The sequence below is a fragment of the Roseibium sp. JB4-4 genome (assembly GCF_055693425.1).
In genome coordinates, this window is sequence record NZ_CM146333.1 from 4,033,055 (window position 1) to 4,053,133 (window position 20,079).

The window sequence follows — 20,079 nt, forward strand, 5'->3', positions numbered from 1 at the left end:
AGACTACGTAAAGGAAAATACCGCAGTTATTCAGAGATTTCTAAATGCAAGTGCGAGTGAGTCTTTGTGATTACGCAACCAACTAAGATTTTGAGTTGTTTTCTACATAGTGTTTGATCCGCTCAAGCGCGATTTTGATGTTTTCAGTCGAATTTGCGTAGGACAACCGGACATATCCTTCACCAAGTACTCCAAAGTCCGGTCCTCCAATTGTGGCGACACCAACGTCCTCGAGAAGTGCAGATGCAAGCTCTTTCGCCTTCCAGCCGGTTCCCTGAATATTCGGGTATGCGTAAAAGGCCCCGAGCGGGGTCCGGCATGAAATGCCTTCAATTGCATTCAACCCCTCGACGATCACCGACCTTCGCGCGTCGAACTGGGCAACCATGTCGTTGACGGCGTCTTGCGGGCCCTCAAGTGCTGACAAAGCGGCGTATTGGGTCGGCGCATTGACACACGACCAGGCGTTGACCGCAAGTTTACGTGCCTTGTCGATCAGCTGTTCCGGCCAGAGCGAGAAGCCGATACGCCAACCTGTCATGGCATAGGTTTTCGACCAGCCGTCAAGCAGGATCAGCCGATCACGCAACGACGGGAACTGCAACAACGAAACATGTTCCATGCCATCATAGGTCATTTGGGAATAGATCTCATCGGAGAGAACCGCAACATTCGGGTGTTTTTCCAGGCCGCGGACCAGTTTTTCGATCTCAGATCGCGGTGTTACGCCACCTGTCGGATTTGCCGGCGAATTCAAGATTAGCAAGCGTGTCTTGTCTGTGATCAGAGACAGCGTTTCTTCGGCTGAAAAAGCAAAGTCATTCTCCTCGCGAATTGGCACCGGAACTGGGCGTGCACCGGTGAATTCGATCATTGAGCGATAGATCGGAAAACCGGGATCCGGATAAAGGATCTCCGTGCCGGTTTCGCCGAACATCAGGATCGCCATATACATAGTCACCTTGCCGCCGGGCACGATCAGGACATGACCAGGGTCTGTCTCGGCTCCATGACGCTTCAAAAGGTCAGCCGAAACGGCTTCTCTGAGCGGAGCGATCCCGGTCGCAGGCGTATATCCATGATGTCCGTCCTGAAGCGCCTTGATGGCAGCCTCGACTATGTGGGCAGGCGTTTTGAAGTCAGGTTGTCCGATGCCCAGGTTGATGATGTCTCGGCCCTGACTGGCCAACTCGGTTGCGCGTGCCAGCACGGCGAAAGCATTTTCTTCGCCAATCCGGTCAAAGCCAGCAATCGTTTTCAGCATCGGGATCTCCCGTTTCAATCTGTCTTTCCAGCAAAGGTAGTGCCTCCTGTAAATCCTTGGAAAGGCGGCATGAGGGTGAATCGGTTCGGGTGAGTGGCGGAAATTTCGGGCTGGCTCTCCCATTGGGCCAAGTATGTGCTTATATTCGCGCCCAGGACGCCTGCTTTGCGGGCTTATTCATCACTCTTCATTCCAGGAAGTTGCGCAATGACTGCGACACAGGACGCTTCTGCACAGATCCCTGTTACCGTATTAACAGGGTATCTCGGAGCCGGAAAAACCACTCTTTTGAACCGGATTCTTACTGAAAATCACGGCCAGCGGTATGCGGTGATCGTGAACGAGTTCGGGGAAGTCGGGATCGACAACGATCTCCTGGTGGAGTCTGACGAAGAAATCTTCGAAATGAACAACGGATGCATCTGCTGCACGGTTCGCGGCGACCTGATCCGGACTGTGCAGAACCTTATGAAACGCAAAAATGCGTTTGATGCGATCATTGTTGAAACGACGGGAGTTGCCGATCCTGCTCCAGTCGCCCAGACTTTTTTCATGGATGATGATGTCCGGGCCGCCGCGCGTCTCGATGCGGTCGTTGCCGTTGTCGATGCAAGGCATGTGCTTCAGCGGTTAGAAGATACTGAAGAAGCCGAAGACCAGGTGGCTTTCGCGGATATCATCCTGATCAATAAGACGGATCTGGTCAGTTCTGAAGAATTGGCCAATGTCGAAGCCCGGATCCGGTCGATCAATCCATATGCCGTGTTGCACCGGAGCGAGCGTTGCGGTGTCGAAATTGCGAAGGTCCTGGATCGGGGAGCTTTTGATCTCGACAGGATCCTGTCGCTCGACCCTCATTTTCTTGCTCATGGTCACCACTCCGAAGAGTGCGGCCCGGACTGCGATCACGATCATGACCATCACCACGGTCATGGTCACGATCACTCCCACGGCCACCATCATCACGAAGACACCCACTCGGTGAAGAGTATTTCGCTCAAAGCCGGTGACCTCAATCCCGATATGTTTTTCCCATGGATCAATCAGGTGACACAGGTACAGGGGCCGAACATCCTGCGCATGAAGGGCATTATTGCCTTCAAGGACGATCCGCAACGGTATGTCATCCAGGGCGTGCACATGATTGTGGAAGGTGATCATCAGCGTGACTGGAAGGAAAGCGAGCCGCGTGAGAGCCGGTTGGTCTTCATTGGCCGCGACCTCAATTGGGATGTGCTTAAAGACAGCTTTGCCGCCTGCGCCGCTCAATAAGGATTCTGGACCTTGCCTACCATAGCTCCCGTCGAGATCGACGGTTTTGTCGTTCGTGCCGGTTTCCTGAAAGACAGCGCCTATTTTGCATCCGGTGAAGGCGAGGTTCTGTTTTCAGGCCGAGGCGAGACCAGGCTCAGGCCACACAAGGCCGGATTGCTGGCTGCGGTGCCGAGCATGGATGGCAGCGCGTTGGTTACTTCTGGTGACGACGGGTGCATCTATCAGTTCGGATCGGATGGTGCGCCTGCTTTGGTCGCAGAACGGGCTCGAAAGTGGATTGATCTCATCGCTACAGGACCTTCCGGTGCCGTCGCCTATGCAAGCGGGCGCACAGCCTGGGTCCGCCTCGCTGATGGCCGTGAAAAAGAGTTTGCGCACGAGCGCGCCGTCGGCGGCCTCGCGTTTGCGCCGAAAGGAACGCGGCTTGCCGTTTCCCGTTATGACGGCGCGACCATGTGGTGGGCGGGAACCGACGGAGATCCAGTAGACCTCAGTTGGAAGGGCGCGCATCTCGGCATCAGCTTTTCGCCCGACGGCAAATACCTGGTTACGGCGATGCAGGAAAACGCACTTCACGGTTGGCGGCTGTCGGACGCGCAAGATATGCGCATGACCGGTTATCCTGCAAAAGTTAAATCCTTCAGCTGGTCGGTCAAGGGCAAGTATCTTGCAACATCCGGCGCCAATGCTGCAATCCTTTGGCCCTTCTTCGGAAAGACCGGTCCGATGGGGCAGACGCCCCTGCAATTGGGGGCGCGCAACGAAACGTTTGTTAGCGCTGTTGCGTGCCACCCGAAAGAAGATGTCGTCGCGGTCGGTTATCAGGACGGCATGATCATGATGTGCCGGTTTGCGGACAATGCCGAAGTTCAGTTGCGACGGCCCGGAAAAGGCCCCATTTCCACCATGGACTGGGACAAGGATGGCACAAGACTGGCCTTTGGAACCGAGGAAGCCGAAGCCGGGCTGATTTCTTTGCAGGATTAAATGAACAAGTGCGCCTAGAGCGGGAGTGGCCAAAATGATGCGTGTCTTCATGCTGTTTGTCATGGTGATGAGCGGAACAGCCACTTCACAATTGCCTGAATTCTCGCAGCAGTACCGTCAGCGTCTTGGCGGCGCGATCGATGCGCTGGAAGAGATCCTTGCAGATTTCAATCGGGATGCGTCCGCGCACGGATTGACCTCTGCTGAAGCGATTGCGCGTCAACAGTCGTCTGAAGACCCCTTCGTGCGTGCACGAGGCGACAGCATGCTCAATGCAGAGATACGTTTGAGCAGGCTCAAAGAGCAGGAAGCTGACCTGCAAAATGCGGGGCCGCTTGAGCGGCTGGTGATTTTTTCGCGTGGCTTTGATCCTCAGCTCGCCCAGGCAACGGCAGAAGACTATGAGCCGGCCGTACCCGTTACGACCGCAGGGTTTGCGAGTGCCGGTGTCGGTGCTCTCATTGGCTTTCTTGTGCTTCGGGTCCTTGCCGGCATCCTTCGCCTTGGGCGCCGCCGGAGGACGGTTTCCGATGGACGCGTCTAGGGGCGAACCCTAAACAATCAACTACTGCAGTTGCCTGTCCAGATTTCCCTAGGGCGTGAACACAAAAGGAAAGGCAGCAGCTGCCGTCATCCCTGCAAACATAGCCCAGATCACGCTCTGTGACAGCGCCATAACAGCCACGGCAAGCAAGGTTGCCGTCATCGTCCTGAAATCCGCGGTGACAAGGTTTGAAGCAACAAGCGCTGCGATCACCGACACGGAAAGCCCCTCCAAAAATCGTTCCGTTTTCGGGGTGAGGGTCACAAACGACATCAGAACGGCCCCTGCAATGCGTGTGGTGAAGGCAGCGGCAGCCAGAATCAGCACGACAAGGGCATAGGACCAGTCATCCATCATGGCTGAAAACCGCAGTCATGCCGCCAACCACAGCTCCGAGTATGATGTTCCAACCCGTCGGCAGAAGAGAATATGTCAGTGCGGAGGTTGCCATGGCAGAAGCGACGGGTACTGCCATCGAGACAGAACTGCGCACCATCCCAAAGACCGTCGCTGCAAAGAAGCACAGCATCACAACCCCGAACCCGTAGGCTTCCGTGTTGCCCAGCAGGTCACCGCCATAAGCGCCTGCGGCTGTGCTGCCGACCCAAAAGACCCACAACATCAGGCCACCACCCAACAACGGCCCGAGATCGGTTTCTCCGCGATGGAGTGCTCTTTGGGAATCCGCAAAATTGGCGTCGCTCAAGAAAGCGAGCGTTAATATACGTCGACCAACAGGTAGTTGGTTGATCCATTTCGACAAAGCAGCGCCCATGATGATGTGTCTGCCGCTGAGAGCGAGCGCAACGAGGCCAAGCGAAAAGAAGGCGATCGGGTCTTGCAGGAATTCCAGTGCCGCGAATTGCGCAGTTGCCGTGTAGGCAAAGACGCTCATCATGGTCACTTGAAAAGGGCTTAGACCTCTTTCGGTCGCCGCGATGCCAAAGGCAATGCCAAACGGGATTACAAAAATGCATACTGGAAGCAACCTGTGCATACCACGAAAGACGCCTTCCCGGGTCAGGGTGGTAATCGGTTGAACTCCATTGCGATCAGATTTTCTAACCATTTTACTGGTTAGACAAAACTTCCGATTGAGTGTCAACCAGAACAATGGTTAGAATTTATGCATGTGTTACTCGACAGGACATCCCGTTCGATTGATCGGCGGCAGGCTCGCGCTTGATTTCGTCAATACGGCCGATTGGACGGCCGACGGAAAAATTGCGCACGAAAAACTGCACTCCTCAGCTGACCTCACTCTTTGGCTTAAGGCCGTCAAACTGGACTTGAAGCTTTCCGACTGTTTGACGGACCTCATCAGCTATCGGGCCTCGCTTCGGCAGATCATCCTGTTTGGCGCCAGCCCCAGCAGTTTGAACGCCGTTCAGACATTCTGTTTTGAAGATGCTTCAAATGGCTCCATCACAAAACGCCAGCCGTTCAGAGCCTTGCTCGCCGCCTCAGCGATCTCACTCCTGGCCGATGCCAGGGAACATGACCGCATCAAAATGTGCCCGGGCGAAAATTGCGGCTGGTTGTTTATAGACGAAACAAAAAACGGAAGGCGGACCTGGTGCAGCATGGAAAGCTGTGGGAACCGGGCAAAAGCGGCGCGCCATTATGCGCGCAAGAAAAATCAGGTTCCGGCGCGGATGCAGGGGCTCTAGGAAGAGGTTGCCGAGCACGCGGTTACTAAAACCGGCGAGCAGGACAACCGGTGCGGCCTATTGGACCAAGGGCGGTTTTGACCGGCAGCTACGCAAACTGTAAGCATTTCATCTGAGTATTGCCTGAGCAGAAGGAAAACCGGATGGATGCAATCACCCGGATGCGATGTTTCATTCAAGTTGTAGATTCCAAGGGATTTTCCGCAGCGGCCCGAGAAATGGGGCGATCCAAGGCACTGGTATCCAAATATGTTGGTGAACTGGAAGATGAGCTCGGTGTTCGGTTGCTGAACCGAACCACCCGCCAGGTATCCCTCACGGAAGTGGGTGAAGCCTACTACAAGGAAGCCATCGAAATTCTACAACGGATCGACGATCTGCAAGCATCCGTCCAGTCGTCACATCAGGAGGTTCGTGGCCGGCTCAGGGTGTCTGCACCACGGTCGATGGGTGACGACAGTCTGAACCGCGCGATGATGCAATTTCTGAAGCAGTATCCGGAAATCAACCTGGATCTGCGCTTGGAAGACAGATTCGTCGATCTGGTGGAAGAAGGTTTCGATCTTGCCGTAAGGGTCTCACAACTGGAAGACTCAAGCCTGATCGCGCGGAAAATCGCACCTTTCAGAACGGTCGTGTGCGCAAGCCCCAAGATCATCGAGGCCCATGGTGCTCCCCGCGTTCCCGCCGACCTGACAAGTCGCCCATGCATCATCGATACGAACTATCGCTACAAACAGAATTGGGCCTTTCAAAACGATGGCGAACGGCTTTCTGTATCGGTGAAAGGACCCTTGGAAGTGAACAGTGCTGCAGCTGCGCGTGAGGCGGCTCTGTGCCATTTGGGGTTCCTCAGAACGCCCCAGTTCTTTGTAGCAGAGGATCTCGAAGCAGGGCGGCTTGTGACCCTTCTGGAAGACTACGAAGAGCCAATGAGGGGCATTCATGCGGTCTACCCGCACAGAAGGCACCTCAGCGCCAAAGTGCGTGCGTTTGTCGATTTTCTGGTCGACTGGTTCTCATCCGGTGCCGCAAAGGCATAGGGCTGCACATTCCGAACATGTCAGAGATTCGCCTCAGTTAAGTGCATTTGGAACTGCCTGATTGAAATATTAAGTACATACTTATTTGGAGATTTTTGAGATAGTTCACCTTCAATTCTTAAGTTTAGGCGTACTAATTGGATTTGTTCGAAGCTTTGTCTTGCAAATCTAATGTATACGCACCACACTCAAACAATGAACGAAGCACAGGAACAAATTGCAGCTGGCCTGGAACAGGTGTTTTGGAGCCGTGGTTTCGCAGAGCCAAGTGTGCCTGAATTGCGTGCTGGCGTTGGTGTCAGCATGAGGACGCTCTATCGGCATTTCCCGTCCCGGGAAGCAATGATCCTCGGTGCTCTGGAACACCGTCATCGTCGATACCTCAAATATGTTCATGAGGGCGTGTCGCAACCCGGCCTGGAGGCTGCGGAACAATTGTTCGACAAGCTTGGTGGCTGGATGCGCATGACAAACGGCAAGGAGTGTTTCTTCCGCCAGGCGCTTGCTGCCAACCCTGACAGCACGGATATCGAAGCGACGGTGAAACGCCACAAGGGAGAATTGGTGAAGTTCTTCGGCGAGTTGAGCGGCCAGCAGGAATTTGCGTCCACACTCTATTTGCTGCACGAAGGGGTAACTGCCTGCTACGCAGAAATGGGAGAACAAGCGGTTGAAGATGCAAAAACCCTTGTTCGACAGATGTTCAAGACCTCGAACGCGCGCAAATACTCCTGATTTCAAGCGACGCGGATAATAAAAAACGGCGGTGAAGGCCGCCGTTTTTTGTCCTCGATCTCAATGATTTAATTAAATTTCGCTTTCGCAAGCCGTTCTTCCGCCATGGTGTCGGCAATCTGTTCAGGCGTGGAGTTTTCACTTTCCGCGCGCTTGAAGATGGCAGTCAGCGTGTCACCAATCTCGATAGTCTTTTCACGAACCATTCGGTCGCCATCGCCAGGTGATGCCAATGCAATGGAGATCACGCCGCCGGCGTTGATTGCGTAGTCTGGCGCATAAAGAATGCCGCGCTTTTTGAGGGAGATGCCATCGGCAGGGGTTTGAAGCTGATTGTTGGCGGCACCCGCAACGACTTTAGCCTTGATCTGCGGGATGGTTCGGGCGTTGAGGCCGGCACCGAGCGCGCAAGGGGCGAAAATATCCACATTTGCTGCGTGAGCCTCTGCGGGATCTACCGCCGTCGCACCGAGGGTGTCGATAGCCTTGAGTACCGCAGGGGCATGAATGTCTGAGACGATAAGGCTTGCGCCTGCTTCGTGCAGCTGCCGGGCAACATCAAATCCGACATGGCCAAGGCCCTGCACCGAAACGGATCTGCCATTCAAGTCATCATTGCCAAAAACATGCCGGGCCGATGCCTTGATGCCCTGAAACACTCCGAGTGCCGTATAAGGGGAAGGATCCCCAAGACCTGTGGCACTGGTACCGCGCACGTGCTGGGTAAACCTTGCCACAGCTTCCATATCCTCAGGCGATACACCGACATCTTCCGCAGTGACATAGGTGCCCGACAGTCGCTCCACATGCAGTCCGAAGGCTTCCATCAGTTCCACCGACTTGTGTTTTCGCGGGTCTGCTATGATCACGGCCTTGCCACCGCCAAGATCAAGTCCGGCGAGCGCGTTCTTGTATGTCATGCCGCGCGACAAGCGAAGTGCGTCGGTCAACGCATCGGCGGGATTGGCATAGGGCCAGACACGGCAACCGCCGAGTGCGGGACCTAACGTGGTGTCGTGAACCGCAATGATGGCATTCAGGCCCGTTTCCTTGTCCTGAACGAAAACAATGTTCTCATGTTCTCCCATTTCCGGATGATCGAAAACAGCGCTGTGGTGAACAGATGTGTGCAAGGCATTCATTGTTGGCTCTGTAAGGTTGTTGTCATTGTGAATATTTTAGGCGAAAATAGAGGTAAATTGTCTTTCTTCTCCTCAAATTGCAGTCGTATTTAGGAGAAACATTCCATCATTTGATAAAATCTGTGAAAATTGTTCCAAAGAGATTTTGCATCGCAGCAGCTGATTTGCCATCTTCCTGCCGTCTTCTCTGGCCAATGAGTGCGCAAGCAATGTAAACATATAACATTCGATCTTTTGGATGAGGCCGTTGCATCTTCTCAACTTGAACCCAATTTCGGCCCTTCAAGCCGCTGGCGGCCGGATCTTGATGTGCCTATTTGCATTGATGCTGTCGGTTGTTGTTGTTGCGGCACACCCTCATGTTTTTGTCGAAGCCCGGTCGAAACTGGTTTTTGACGAAAACGGCCAAGCCGTTGCCGTCAATCACATCTTCCGATTTGACGATGCATTCTCCGCATTCGCTATCCAGGGTTTCGATACGAACGGAGACGGTGTCTATTCACGCGAAGAGCTTGCCGAGCTTGCCCAGGTCAACATCGAAAGCATGGCCGACTTCGGCTACTTCACATTTGGTGACAATACTCGGGTCGAACTGGATTTCGACACGCCGACCGAATACTGGCTGGAAGTGGCGACGGTTCCGCTTGCAGACTATTGGACAATGAAGCCTGAAGACTTTGAAGCCATTCAGGAAGACGTCCGTATGAATGGCGGTACTGCCCCTGAAGACGTTCAGCTGTTGGAGCTGCATTTCACGTTGCCGCTAAAAGACCCGAGCGATGCAGGCAATGTCATCACTCTCGATGTCTACGATCCAACCTACTATGTCGACTTCCGGTTCGGTAGTGAAGATGGGGCTGTTGGAACCGTAAACCCGCCAGGGACTTGTCAGGTCACACGCAAGGAACCGCCACCTCTCGACGACGCGACCGCATATGCACTTGCACAAATCGGTCCCGATCAGCGCGATCTGCCACCGGAATTGCAATCGGCGGCGGCATCTCAGATCAATCAGATGATTGTTAATTGCAGTGCTGTGGCTGCTGCAGCCGTCAGCGCGAATGAAGGCGCCGGCGACGAGATACCAACGGACACCGCATCTGGTGCCGTGGACGATGTTTCGCAAGCTGCACAGCAGCAAGCCGATGCAACGGAAACGAGAGCGGCAGAAGTTGTCGATTCCGCCCAGTCCGTCGTCACTGTCATTGACGGTTCCGATGCCATCGTCATCCAGCCCGGTATCCTTGATCGTGTATTCGGGACGATTGCCGTCAAGCAGAAGGAATTCTATCAGGCGCTTGTGTCGAGCCTCCGGTCGTTCAGGAACAACCCGAACGCCATGTGGTTGTTGATCGGCCTGTCCTTTGCGTATGGTGTGTTCCATGCGGCCGGACCCGGGCACGGCAAGGCCATCATTACCTCTTATGTCGTCGCCAACAACGAAACGTTGCGTAAGGGTATTATTCTGTCCTTCGCTTCAGCGTTTGCTCAGGCTGTGACAGCGATTGTTCTGGTTGGCGGTATCGCAGTCTTGTTCAACCTGACAAGCATTGCCATCCAGGATACTGCCCGATGGTTTGAAATCGGATCCTATGTACTGATTACCGTGCTTGGTGCGTGGTTGCTCTGGCAGAAAGCGGTGCGCCCGTTTGCCGCCATGGTTGCTTCACGGTCCTCGGGCGGAGAACTGGCTTTCGCCGGAGCAAGCGGTCATCACCATCATGGCCACCATCACCATGATCACCATCACGAGCTCGGAGCTGATGGGGTCTGTTCCACCTGTGGCCATGCGCACGCGCCGACACCTGACATGGTGGAGGGCAAGATAACAATGGCACGCGCAGCCTCGATCATCCTTGCTGTCGGATTGCGACCCTGCACAGGCGCGCTTGTTGTTCTTGTGTTTGCCCTTTCTCAGGGCATGATCGTTGCCGGTGTGGCATCCACGCTGGCCATGGCCGTCGGCACAGGCATTACCGTTTCGCTGCTGGCCGGTCTTGCTGTCGGTGCCAAGGAGCTTGCCGTCAAGCTTTTCGGTGAAGGCAGCCCGATGTCGATCGGCATTCACAGGTCGATCGAGATTTTGGGCGCAGCGATTGTGTTCCTGCTCGGGCTGACACTGTTGATTGCCTCTGTTGGCTGGGGCTAGCGGCAACCGCTCATTTCTTACAACGCCAGCCTTTTTTCCCTGTAGGCTCTGGCCGCATCGCCAAATGCTGCAAACAGTTTTCTGGAAGGACCATCTGTGGTGACCCAATATTCGGGATGCCACTGTGTGGCGAGGACGTAGCCTGGGCTGTCCTTTACCGAGACAGCTTCAATTGTTCCATCTTCAGCTTGCGCTTCAATCGTAAGGCCATTGCCAAGATCGCCGACAGCCTGCCGGTGGAGTGAATTGACTTCAATAGGTTCTGCACCCAGCACTTCTTCCAAGCAGCCGCCGGGTGCGACCTCGATCGGATGCGCGATGCGAAAGCGTTCATCCTGATTGTCCGACTGTGGTGCGCGGTGGTCCCGCCGCCCGGTCATGGCCTGAATCTCGGTGTGCAACGTGCCGCCTAGCGCGACATTGAGTTCTTGCATCCCTCTGCAAATCGCAAAAACGGGAATGCCGCGTTCAATAGCTCTTTTAAGAAGAGGCAAAGTGGTGGCGTCCCGATCCGGATCGTAAGGTCCGTTCTCTTCGGTCGGAATGTCGCCATAGAGCTGAGGATTGACATTGGACCGCGCACCCGTCGCAACAACACCGTCAACCTGATCAAGGGCTGCATCCAGGTCCAGTTCGACGCCCAGGGACGGCAGGATCATCGGGATCGCATCCGAGCCTTTGAGGATTGCATGCAGATAAGTCGAGATGACGGCGTGCCAATTGAAGCCGTCTATGGATTTCACGTCAGCAGTGACCAGGACGAGGGGTTTTGTCATGTCGAATTCCGTAAGAAGGAGGCAATGGTCTTGAGAGCGGTATCGGAGCCAGATGTAACGGAGATTGGTTCAGTCCAGCAATCCCAGATCCTGTGCGACTTTGTAAAGTTGGGCCGCGTTCTTGTTGCCGACTTTTTCACGCAGGTTCAACCTGTGTGATTCAACGGTACGCACACTGATGCCAAGTTCCTTGGCAACTTCCTTGTTCGGCTGGCCCTTTGCCACGGCAGTCAGGACTTGCCTTTCCCGGTCTGTCAGCCCGTAAGGGTCTTCAACGGGTGCTGATGTGCCAGCTCCGACGAGCGTTGGTCCGACTGCGGATGAAAAGTAATACCCTCCGGTGGCGACACTCGTGATCGCAGTGATCATTTCAGTTGCAGAGATGTCTTTCAAAATATAGCCGCGCGCACCGGCCTGCACGACACCGCGCACATATTCCGGGTTGTCGTATATCGACAGCATCAACACGGCGACGCCGGGCATTGTCTTGCGGATCTGCATAGCCGCTTCAAGACCGTTCATGATCGGCATTGAAACGTCCATGAGTAGGACGTCAGGTCGGAGTTCCTGTGCGAGCGCCAGCGCCTCGCGGCCGTTTTTTGCTTCGCCCACGACTTCGAGTTCCGGAACTTTCTGGAGACGGGCCCGAATGCCGTCCCTGACCAGTTCGTGGTCGTCAGCCAGCAACACCCGGATGGGTTTGGTTGTGGCTTGTGGCGGCGGTGGATGCATCGTCATTTTGGTATCATGCCGCCTTTGCTGCCGAATTGTCGAGCGGCATCTGAACCTTGATCCGGGTGCCGCCGGAAGAACGCCGGCTCAAGGAAAGGCTGCCGCCATAGGTCTCGATCCGTTCGCGCATGTTTCGGAAGCCAAGCCCACCCGATTTCGGCAACGGACGGGGCAGGCCGACACCATTGTCTTCGACGGAAAGGACGAGCGACTGCAATCCGACCTTCAGGCTGATGCTGACCTCACTTGCCTGGGAGTGCCGCGCCACATTCGTCATGCATTCCTGGACCACGCGATAAAGGGCGGTTTTGGCACCTTCCGACAATCGGCTGTGACACTGCTCTGCGGTCACATTTACGGTAATACCGGACTGATTTTGAAATTCCTTGCCCAAACTGCCGAGAGCTGCAGCAAGTCCCATGTCGTCAAGGACGCTTGGCCGGAGGTCGCGGGAAATCCTCCGAACTTCGGCAATCGTGCCGTCGAGCGTCTTCAGGCACTTGGCTGCCTGGACTTGAAGGTCCGGGTCCCTGTTCGCTTCGCTATGGATCATTTCAACACCATAACGCACGGAGACCAGCAACTGTGAGATGCTGTCATGCAGCTCCGTTGAAACCCGTTTGCGCTCCTGTTCCTGAACCTGGAAAATCCGGTTGGTCAGTTCCTTCAATTTGCTGTCCGCAAACCGTTGTTCGGAGAACCGCACGCCAGCAATCAATGAGCCTGCAATCACGATGGCTGCGAGCGTAATCATGAAAATGACAAACAGGGTCTGCCTGATGCTGAGAGCGAACTCCGTCCGGATTGCAGCAACTTCTCGTGCAATGTCGTCGGTATAGAGGCCGGTGCCAAGCATCCAGTCCCATTTGCTGAGCAGGATCGCGTAGCCGAGCTTTTCTTCCACCGACCCGGTTGAAGGCTTGTGCCAGACATACTGATGAAATCCGCCCCCTTCCTTGGCCGCGCCAATGAGGTTGCGGATCACGTAGTCGCCGTTGTTGTCCTGCAGGTCCCACCAGTTGCCCCCGACAAGATGCGGCAGTTTCGGATGAACCACATTGGTTCCGTCCAGCTGATAGACAAAAAAGTATCCATCATAGTCGAAGGTAAGGTTTTGCAGGATTTCCTTCACTTCGGCCTGGGCTGCCTCGCGGCCGTCCGGCTCGTCCCTGTAAATCTGTTCGATGGACGTCAGCGCCAGGCTGACATAGTTGCGAATTTCCTGCCGTTTGGCGGCGAGAATACGTTGTTCGACGGACTGGGTTTCGGCATTGATGAGCTCAAGCGACTGATAGTACGTCGCGCCTCCGATCAGCATCGAAACCGCGATCAGCGGTAAAATGGTGATGAGCAGCAATTTGGTCTTAAATGTCACTAAATTCGCCCTCTTGTTGCACCAATACTCTTTGCTCTTGTCATCTCTTGCGCACATCTCGGTAGAACTACTGAGAAGTTGCGCAGAACCACGAATAGATTTGCGGTCACTCCGTCAACTAGACATACGTCGAGATCGGTGCAAGTGTGTGTTCCGATCTGAAATCGGGTCCGTTTAGGGAGGAAACTAATGGATCGTCGTTCGTTTATCAAAAAGGCTGGCCTGGGCGCTGGCGGTATTGCTGCTGGCTCCGCTCTTGCTGCTCCGGCAATTGCGCAGGGCACCACCGACATGGTGATCGTGTCCACTTGGCCACGGGATTTCCCTGGGCTGGGTATTCCGGCGCAGCGCCTTGCCGCCCGTATCGCCGAGCTGACCGAAGGCCGTATCAACGTTCAGTATTTTGCTGCTGGCGAGCGCGTTGGCGCATTTGACTCCTTCGACGAAGTTGCTTCCGGTAACGCGCAGGCCTACATCGCCGCCGACTACTACTGGAAAGGCAAGCATCCGGGCTGGGCAGCATTCACTGCTGTACCGTTCGGACTTACTGTCACCGAAATGGACGCCTGGATTAAGTTCGGTGGCGGCCAGGAGCTCTGGGATGAGCTGGCAGCAGGCTTCGGTTTGAAGAACTTTGCTTGCGGTAACACCGGCGTTCAGATGGGTGGCTGGTTCAACAAGGAAATCGAAACTGCAGACGACCTGAAAGGTCTGAAGATGCGTATTCCGGGTCAGGGCGGTGACGTTCTGGCGAAACTCGGCGCATCTCCGGTATCTCTGCCGGGCGGCCAGATCTACGAAAACCTTGTTTCCGGTGCGATTGACGCGACCGAGTGGGTTGGTCCTTTCAACGACTACTTCATGAAGTTCTACGAAGCGGCCAAGTACTACTACTTCCCGGGCATGCATGAGCCGGGTGCAATGTTGGCCATGGGCTGCAACAAGGACTGGTTCGACGGACTTTCCAAGACCGACCAGGCCATCATTACAGCCGCCTGTGCGGAAGAAAACGCCAACACCATGGCGGAAACAAACGCCAACAACGGTGTTTATCTGAAGCGCTTGATCGAAGAGCACGGCGTTGAGCTGAGAGAGTTCAATGACGAGATCTACGATGCGTTCGGTGAAGCCGCGCAGGAAGTTCTCGAAGAGGCTATGGATCATTCTCCAGAGTCCAAGAAGATCTTCGAAAGCGTTGTCAATGCGCGCCAGGAAATCGGCAGCTGGATGGCGATCTCCGACGTTGCTTATTCCAACAAGCGTAACCGCGTTCTGGGCATTCCGTCCTAAACAAGGTTCGGGGCTAAAGGGGCGGGAGAAATCCCGTCCCTCTTCGCATTGACAAGACTAAAAAAGGCAAAGCCACGATGACGGCCTTGGACGGAGTTCAAGACGGCTCGTCTGCCATAAATTCCGACGGTTCACATTCGTCCGGTAACGCTCGCATTTACCGCCTGATCGGGTGGATTGTGCTTGCAATCATGGCAGCGTTTCTGATCAACAACTACCTTACGTATTGGCAGAACCTGCCCGGGATTTCCCCCATATTCGGCGGGAAGGCAAACGGATCGATGCCGATCCTCTGGTCCTGGCTGCAGCTGGCCATCTACGCAGCACTCGCTCTTTGGAGCATCTCCTACGTATTGCGATCAAACACAACGCTGCGCGAAGACAGCGCGCGGATCAGCCAGATCAATGCCTACTTGATCCGGGCCGCGTTTTTTGCCGTGCTGATTGTGGGTCTTGTTGACGCTGCTATTTCATTTTTGCGTGTGGAAGGTCTGCTCGCGGGTGTGGTTGGCGACCAGCTGGCGGAAGATCTCGGCAAGTCGCGCTTCCGGGGTGCATATGTTCATATGCCACTGATCGCCGCATCCGTGGTAATTGCTGCTTTCACCAGAACTCTCGGTTTTACCTGGTTGGCACTGCTGGTTGTCGGTGCTGAGCTCATGATCGTGATTGGCCGTTTCGTTTTCTCTTACGAACAGGCCTTCTTGGCTGATCTCGTGCGCTTCTGGTACGCAGCACTGTTCCTGTTCGCCAGCGCCTATACGCTTCTGGAGGAAGGTCATGTGCGGGTCGACGTCTTCTACGCGGGCATGGCCGCGAAGACCAAAGGGTATGTCAACGCTGTCGGGTCCGTGGTCCTGGGCATGAGCCTTTGTACAGTGATCCTGGTCATTGGAATGGGCGGCAAGCAAAACATCATCAACAGTCCGATCTTGAGTTACGAAGTGACCCAGGCCGGATTTGGCCTTTACGTGAAGTATCTCATGGCGGGCTTCCTCGGTGTCTTTGCCGTGACCATGATGGTCCAGTTCGTGTCCTATTTCCTGGACGCTGTCGCCGACATTCGTGGCGAACCCGGCGGCCGGGATCATGACAGCCATTCTGTTCAATAGAGCCTGACGAGACCACTTGATATGGAACTTTTCTTCCTCTTCCTTCTTGTCGTCCTGATGGCGTTCGCCTTGGGGTCCGGCTTTCCGGTCGCCTTTGCCCTTCCGGGCTCGGCCATTCTGACCATCGGTATCGCTGCAGGATCGGGTTACCTGTTCGCCGGTGATCCTGCGGCCTATTTCGCCCATGGTGGTGCCGGACAGTGGCTCAGCGCAGGGGTCACAAACTTCCGTGGCATCTATTGGGAAGCGGAACGAGATACGCTGATTGCCATTCCGCTCTTTGTCTTCATGGGCATCATGCTTCAGCGCTCGAAGATCGCCGAAGATCTGCTTGTGACCATGGCGCGGCTGTTCGGACCTGTTCCCGGCGGTCTCGGCATTTCGGTGGTGTTCGTGGGTGCTCTACTGGCGGCGACGACAGGTATCGTCGGCGCAACCGTTGTCGCCATGGGCCTGATCTCGCTTCCGGCGATGCTGCGCAACAATTATTCGGTTCCCCTGGCAACTGGTACGATCGCCGCGTCAGGTACGCTTGGCCAGATTATCCCTCCCTCCATCGTTCTCATCATTCTTGCCGACCAGTTGGCAAGTGCAGTGGATCAGGCCGGGTCGCTGCGTCAGACACTTTATAAAGACAGCACCGGCGAGCTCTCCATGCCGTCGGATTTTTCCGTGGTTTCGACCAGCGCCGGTGAAATGTTCCTCGGAGCGTTTCTGCCAGGCCTTGTTCTGGTCGGCCTCTATATGCTGTTCATTCTCGGCTTCGCCCTGCTTAATCCAAAGGCGGCACCGGCCGTCCATGAGGAAGGAACGTTCACGCGAAAGTTCGCAGGCAAAGTGGTCATCACCCTGGTGCCACCGCTCGCTTTGATCTTCCTGGTGCTCGGCTCCATCATCGCAGGCATCGCGACAGTGAACCAGGCTGGTGCCATTGGTGCCGTCGGCGCGATGATCATGGCCGGCTACCGTCTCCGCGAAGGCAAAAAAGGCGCTTATTCGCCGGCTATCCTTGCGGTAATTGCCCTGCTCGGGTTGGCCATGGTGATCAGCTTCATAGGCGCGGTGAATATCAAACTGATAACGTCCAGTCAGGATGTGCTTGGCCTGGTGCTTGCGCTCATAGCAGTCTCTCTGCTCTTAATTGCCATTTTCTGGTCCGGCTGGCGCACACTGCAGCTTGAAAACACCTTGCGTGGTGTCATGGTGGAAACCGCCAAGACGACGTCACTGGTGTTCATCATCCTGCTCGGCGCTGCGATGCTCACATCGGCCTTCCGGGCCTTTGGCGGCGAAGAGCTGGTCAAGGACTTTCTGCAGGGTTTGCCTGGAGGGTTCTGGGCCCAGTTCCTGATCGTCATGCTCGTGATCTTCATTCTGGGCTTCTTCCTGGACTTCATTGAGATTGCCGTGGTGGTCGTGCCGATCGTGGCACCGATTCTGCTTGCAGATCCGTCGGCAAACGTGACCGCCGTCTGGCTCGGTGTGATGATCGGTCTCAACATCCAGACCTCGTTCCTGACACCGCCGTTCGGATTTGCGCTGTTTTACTTGCGCGGTGTTGCACCTGCAGTGGTCAAGACGCTGGACATGTACAAGGGCGTGATTGCCTTCATCTGCCTGCAATTGCTGGCGCTTGGTATTGTCGGCCTTTACCCGCAGCTGGTGAACTATCTGCCGAACCGGTCGACGCTCCTGTCTGAAACCGCACCGCCACCCAAGAACCCGCGTCTGCAATATTGCATGGAGCGCCTTGTTAACGAGGACTTCCAGCAAAACGGCAGTTCGATCCTGACCGCGATCCAGAATGCGGAAAGCATCGACATGAGCTACCTTCCGGAGGATCTGCAAGAAGACCTCTCCGAGGGTTTTGCGAAAGCAAAAGAAGCTATTCCCTTGATGCAAGCCATCAAGGATGCCGAAAGTCAGGTGGCTTTGGCCTCCGGCGACTATCGACCGATGCACATACAGGTCCGGGCGCTGGAGCGCGATGCGCGCCGGATCGACGAACGCATCGAAGAGCTGCAGGTTATTGTCGACAGGTCCGGCGAGGGTGGTGTCTATTCGCCTGAACAGGGCGAACGCGCACAGGCGCGTATCAAGGCGCTACAGGAAGAGCATGACGCTCTGTTGGCCGAGATCCCCGAGACCTGGGAAGACGTCTATGGCGAGTTCTCCCAGATCCAGAAGGCGGAAAATACTGCCCGGCTAACCTATCGCAGAACAGTGGACCAAGCCTATGAACCGATGCTGGAGCTGAACGCAATCTTGGCGGATGCCGAAGCAGTTGCCGCTTTCAAACCTGAGTTGGAAGCGCTGAAGCAGGAAGTTCCCCAGCTTGAACCGGATGCGGCAGTGGAAGCGATTGCAGCCATGCGGTCAAAAGTTGGTTCCGCAGAGGGCACAAGCGATATCCGCGAGGGCCTGACCGAAGCTCGCAAGATCATGCGGAGCCGTGAGCCGAATGCGGAGGCAGCCGTAGAAGAGATCAACAAATCTCTGGCGGCACTCGACGCTGACCTTGCCTGGCGCCAGAAAGCGGCAAGTGAAATCCTGCCGCAGATTGCCGAGTATGACGCGGCGATCGTCAACAATATCGGTTTGCGTCAGCAAAGCCGGTTGCCGAACGACATGGCGCTGGACGTAGCAGCTTGTCTGTCCGATCACAGGGACATTTCCCTGAGTTTCTGATCACCGGTTCACACGTGATGAAAGAGCGGGAGGAGCAATCCTCCCGCTCTTTTCTTTGGCCCTTCGGTTAAATAGATTGAGCCTGGCGCCAAGGCCTCAAAGCCATACTACGCGTTGAGTTCATCAGTGGAGGAGAGCGACATGGGGCGAACAGGACATTGCCTTTGCGGCGAGGTAACCTTCTCGGCAGAAGCGATGCCGCGCTTTCAGGCTTGCCATTGTTCCTCATGCCGTAAATGGGTCGGCGGTCCGTTCCTTTCCGTTCCCTGCCAAAAGGCCGAGTTCCAAGGGCCCGTTAAACGGTATGCATCCAGCGAAGGTTTTGAGCGTGGATTTTGCGAGACATGCGGATCGAACCTTTTCTTTCACCCGATAGGCAGCGGGTTGCATGGTATCCCGATTGGTCTTTTTGACGATCAATCGGATCTGCCATTCAAGGCTGAATTCTTCATTGATGAGAAACCCGGAAATTATGCGTTTTCAAACGACACCAGGCACCTGACGGCTGCCGAGTTCAGGGAAAAGTTTCGCAAGAGCTGAGGCGTGCCTTGGATCTTTACCGGCTTTCAACCCGTCCAGTTCACACCGCTTGCGAACATATAGCCTGATCCATAAACGGTTCTGATGACTTCAGCTTCGCCCTTTCGCGTCAGTTTTTTCTGAGACGCGAGACCCGCACGTCAATGGACCGATCCAGGCTTTCATCCCGCCCGCCATGCTCTAGCAGATAGTCGCGCGTCAAAACGCGCTTTGGAGCGCGCAACAAGGCCTCCAGCAAGGTGGCCTCGCCAGTCGAAAGGAAAGTTTCTTCACCCTCAGGAGATGTCAGACAGTGCGACGCTGGCTGATACGCCCAGCTGTCAAACCGGGCGATCTGGACCTTTAAATCGGATTGAGCCTGATCAGAACTGCGCCGCAGGATGGATCTGATCCTTGCGACCACCTCTCGCGGATCGAAGGGTTTGACCACGTAGTCGTCGGCTCCCAATTCCAGTCCCAGAACGCGATCTGTCGAATGACCGCGCGCCGACAGGACAATGATCGGGACCGAGGACTGGCGCCTGATTTCGTTGATGAGCGCCATACCTTCCATGTCTGGAAGTCCCAGATCCACAATGCAGGCGTCCGGAGTTTGCTGCTGAAGGGCTGAAAGCATCTGGGCCGCAGTCGAAAAGACCCTGCCCTCCATTTCAAACTGAAGCATAGCGTCGAGCAGCAGATTGCCGATCTCCGGTTCATCATCGACGATGAAGACCGAGCGTTTGGCGCTTTGAACCGAGTGTGTCTGCAAAGGAAG

Annotated in this window: 19 protein-coding genes; 11 read left to right on the forward strand and 8 right to left on the reverse strand. The window is 55.3% G+C overall.

The window, feature by feature from the left end; all coding sequences use genetic code 11:
* Positions 1-82: 82 nt before the first annotated feature.
* Positions 83-1,264 (reverse strand): pyridoxal phosphate-dependent aminotransferase, encoded by a 1,182-nt coding sequence (locus ACZ1HV_RS19010; RefSeq protein ID WP_298960846.1) that lies wholly within the window; start codon positions 1,262-1,264, stop codon positions 83-85.
* A 207-nt stretch (positions 1,265-1,471) separates the two neighbouring features.
* On the opposite strand from ACZ1HV_RS19010, the gene ACZ1HV_RS19015 reads away from it, so the two are divergent.
* From ACZ1HV_RS19015 to ACZ1HV_RS19025, 3 genes are read left to right on the forward strand one after another with little or no spacing between them, the layout of a single operon-like run.
* Positions 1,472-2,536 (forward strand): CobW family GTP-binding protein, encoded by a 1,065-nt coding sequence (locus ACZ1HV_RS19015; protein ID WP_472716010.1) that lies wholly within the window; start codon positions 1,472-1,474, stop codon positions 2,534-2,536.
* A 12-nt stretch (positions 2,537-2,548) separates the two neighbouring features.
* Complete coding sequence (locus ACZ1HV_RS19020) at positions 2,549-3,526, forward strand: WD40 repeat domain-containing protein (RefSeq protein WP_472716011.1); 978 nt, start codon at positions 2,549-2,551, stop codon at positions 3,524-3,526.
* Positions 3,527-3,560: 34 nt separating this feature from the next.
* The gene (locus tag ACZ1HV_RS19025; RefSeq protein WP_298819723.1) at positions 3,561-4,070 is read left to right on the forward strand and encodes a DUF2937 family protein; all 510 of its coding nucleotides are present in this window, start codon (positions 3,561-3,563) and stop codon (positions 4,068-4,070) included.
* Between the two features lie 48 nt (positions 4,071-4,118).
* On the opposite strand, the gene ACZ1HV_RS19030 is transcribed toward ACZ1HV_RS19025, so the two are convergent.
* Together ACZ1HV_RS19030 and ACZ1HV_RS19035 are read right to left on the reverse strand one after the other, a co-directional pair.
* On the reverse strand, positions 4,119-4,427 hold the full coding sequence (locus tag ACZ1HV_RS19030; protein ID WP_298819724.1) for an AzlD domain-containing protein: 309 nt from the start codon (positions 4,425-4,427) through the stop codon (positions 4,119-4,121).
* The gene (locus ACZ1HV_RS19035; RefSeq protein WP_366525155.1) at positions 4,417-5,139 is read right to left on the reverse strand and encodes an AzlC family ABC transporter permease; all 723 of its coding nucleotides are present in this window, start codon (positions 5,137-5,139) and stop codon (positions 4,417-4,419) included. The genes ACZ1HV_RS19030 and ACZ1HV_RS19035 overlap by 11 nt, the downstream gene beginning before the upstream one ends.
* Positions 5,140-5,200: 61 nt before the next feature.
* On the opposite strand from ACZ1HV_RS19035, the gene ACZ1HV_RS19040 reads away from it, so the two are divergent.
* From ACZ1HV_RS19040 to ACZ1HV_RS19050, 3 genes are all read left to right on the forward strand, one after another.
* A complete protein-coding gene (locus ACZ1HV_RS19040) occupies positions 5,201-5,740 on the forward strand; it encodes a CGNR zinc finger domain-containing protein (protein WP_298960860.1) in 540 nt (179 codons plus the stop codon).
* Positions 5,741-5,883: 143 nt separating this feature from the next.
* On the forward strand, positions 5,884-6,783 hold the full coding sequence (locus ACZ1HV_RS19045) for a LysR family transcriptional regulator (protein ID WP_298960865.1): 900 nt from the start codon (positions 5,884-5,886) through the stop codon (positions 6,781-6,783).
* 195 nt (positions 6,784-6,978) lie between these two features.
* On the forward strand, positions 6,979-7,518 hold the full coding sequence (locus ACZ1HV_RS19050) for a TetR/AcrR family transcriptional regulator (RefSeq protein ID WP_298819728.1): 540 nt from the start codon (positions 6,979-6,981) through the stop codon (positions 7,516-7,518).
* Positions 7,519-7,586: 68 nt separating this feature from the next.
* On the opposite strand, the gene ACZ1HV_RS19055 is transcribed toward ACZ1HV_RS19050, so the two are convergent.
* Positions 7,587-8,660: a Glu/Leu/Phe/Val dehydrogenase dimerization domain-containing protein gene (locus ACZ1HV_RS19055; RefSeq protein ID WP_298984530.1), complete on the reverse strand. Its 1,074-nt coding sequence runs from the start codon at positions 8,658-8,660 to the stop codon at positions 7,587-7,589.
* Positions 8,661-8,898: 238 nt separating this feature from the next.
* On the opposite strand from ACZ1HV_RS19055, the gene ACZ1HV_RS19060 reads away from it, so the two are divergent.
* Positions 8,899-10,809 (forward strand): HoxN/HupN/NixA family nickel/cobalt transporter, encoded by a 1,911-nt coding sequence (locus ACZ1HV_RS19060; protein WP_472716012.1) that lies wholly within the window; start codon positions 8,899-8,901, stop codon positions 10,807-10,809.
* A gap of 17 nt (positions 10,810-10,826) precedes the next feature.
* Here ACZ1HV_RS19060 and ACZ1HV_RS19065 read toward each other — a convergent pair whose 3' ends face one another.
* From ACZ1HV_RS19065 to ACZ1HV_RS19075, 3 genes are all read right to left on the reverse strand, one after another.
* On the reverse strand, positions 10,827-11,585 hold the full coding sequence (locus ACZ1HV_RS19065) for a gamma-glutamyl-gamma-aminobutyrate hydrolase family protein (RefSeq protein WP_472716013.1): 759 nt from the start codon (positions 11,583-11,585) through the stop codon (positions 10,827-10,829).
* A gap of 69 nt (positions 11,586-11,654) precedes the next feature.
* A complete protein-coding gene (locus tag ACZ1HV_RS19070) occupies positions 11,655-12,323 on the reverse strand; it encodes a response regulator (protein WP_298819732.1) in 669 nt (222 codons plus the stop codon).
* A 7-nt stretch (positions 12,324-12,330) separates the two neighbouring features.
* On the reverse strand, positions 12,331-13,692 hold the full coding sequence (locus ACZ1HV_RS19075; RefSeq protein WP_472716014.1) for a cache domain-containing protein: 1,362 nt from the start codon (positions 13,690-13,692) through the stop codon (positions 12,331-12,333).
* 189 nt (positions 13,693-13,881) lie between these two features.
* On the opposite strand from ACZ1HV_RS19075, the gene ACZ1HV_RS19080 reads away from it, so the two are divergent.
* The 4 genes from ACZ1HV_RS19080 to ACZ1HV_RS19095 all read left to right on the forward strand — a co-directional run bounded on the left by ACZ1HV_RS19080 (position 13,882) and on the right by ACZ1HV_RS19095 (position 19,322).
* Positions 13,882-14,982 (forward strand): TRAP transporter substrate-binding protein, encoded by a 1,101-nt coding sequence (locus ACZ1HV_RS19080; RefSeq protein ID WP_298819734.1) that lies wholly within the window; start codon positions 13,882-13,884, stop codon positions 14,980-14,982.
* Between the two features lie 77 nt (positions 14,983-15,059).
* Complete coding sequence (locus ACZ1HV_RS19085; RefSeq protein ID WP_472716015.1) at positions 15,060-16,094, forward strand: TRAP transporter small permease subunit; 1,035 nt, start codon at positions 15,060-15,062, stop codon at positions 16,092-16,094.
* 21 nt (positions 16,095-16,115) lie between these two features.
* The gene (locus ACZ1HV_RS19090) at positions 16,116-18,782 is read left to right on the forward strand and encodes a TRAP transporter large permease (RefSeq protein WP_472716016.1); all 2,667 of its coding nucleotides are present in this window, start codon (positions 16,116-16,118) and stop codon (positions 18,780-18,782) included.
* Between the two features lie 141 nt (positions 18,783-18,923).
* Positions 18,924-19,322, forward strand: a complete 399-nt coding sequence (locus tag ACZ1HV_RS19095; RefSeq protein ID WP_472716017.1) for a GFA family protein — start codon at positions 18,924-18,926, stop codon at positions 19,320-19,322.
* Positions 19,323-19,431: 109 nt separating this feature from the next.
* Here ACZ1HV_RS19095 and ACZ1HV_RS19100 read toward each other — a convergent pair whose 3' ends face one another.
* Entirely contained in the window at positions 19,432-20,073 is a 642-nt protein-coding gene (locus ACZ1HV_RS19100) for a response regulator transcription factor (protein WP_472716018.1), read from the reverse strand.
* Positions 20,074-20,079 lie beyond the last annotated feature (6 nt).

Bases quoted from the DNA above. Each gene is read 5' to 3' on its own strand.
- ACZ1HV_RS19080 (WP_298819734.1), top strand. From the start codon at position 13,882: ATGGATCGTCGTTCGTTTATCAAAAAGGCTGGCCTGGGCGCTGGCGGT.
- ACZ1HV_RS19085 (WP_472716015.1), top strand. From the start codon at position 15,060: ATGACGGCCTTGGACGGAGTTCAAGACGGCTCGTCTGCCATAAATTCC.
- ACZ1HV_RS19025 (WP_298819723.1), top strand. From the start codon at position 3,561: ATGATGCGTGTCTTCATGCTGTTTGTCATGGTGATGAGCGGAACAGCC.
- ACZ1HV_RS19090 (WP_472716016.1), top strand. From the start codon at position 16,116: ATGGAACTTTTCTTCCTCTTCCTTCTTGTCGTCCTGATGGCGTTCGCC.
- ACZ1HV_RS19045 (WP_298960865.1), top strand. From the start codon at position 5,884: ATGGATGCAATCACCCGGATGCGATGTTTCATTCAAGTTGTAGATTCC.
- ACZ1HV_RS19060 (WP_472716012.1), top strand. From the start codon at position 8,899: ATGAGGCCGTTGCATCTTCTCAACTTGAACCCAATTTCGGCCCTTCAA.
- ACZ1HV_RS19095 (WP_472716017.1), top strand. From the start codon at position 18,924: ATGGGGCGAACAGGACATTGCCTTTGCGGCGAGGTAACCTTCTCGGCA.
- ACZ1HV_RS19015 (WP_472716010.1), top strand. From the start codon at position 1,472: ATGACTGCGACACAGGACGCTTCTGCACAGATCCCTGTTACCGTATTA.
- ACZ1HV_RS19035 (WP_366525155.1), bottom strand. From the start codon at position 5,139: ATGGTTAGAAAATCTGATCGCAATGGAGTTCAACCGATTACCACCCTG.
- ACZ1HV_RS19055 (WP_298984530.1), bottom strand. From the start codon at position 8,660: ATGAATGCCTTGCACACATCTGTTCACCACAGCGCTGTTTTCGATCAT.
- ACZ1HV_RS19050 (WP_298819728.1), top strand. From the start codon at position 6,979: ATGAACGAAGCACAGGAACAAATTGCAGCTGGCCTGGAACAGGTGTTT.
- ACZ1HV_RS19030 (WP_298819724.1), bottom strand. From the start codon at position 4,427: ATGATGGATGACTGGTCCTATGCCCTTGTCGTGCTGATTCTGGCTGCC.
- ACZ1HV_RS19040 (WP_298960860.1), top strand. From the start codon at position 5,201: ATGTGTTACTCGACAGGACATCCCGTTCGATTGATCGGCGGCAGGCTC.
- ACZ1HV_RS19065 (WP_472716013.1), bottom strand. From the start codon at position 11,585: ATGACAAAACCCCTCGTCCTGGTCACTGCTGACGTGAAATCCATAGAC.
- ACZ1HV_RS19010 (WP_298960846.1), bottom strand. From the start codon at position 1,264: ATGCTGAAAACGATTGCTGGCTTTGACCGGATTGGCGAAGAAAATGCT.
- ACZ1HV_RS19070 (WP_298819732.1), bottom strand. From the start codon at position 12,323: ATGACGATGCATCCACCGCCGCCACAAGCCACAACCAAACCCATCCGG.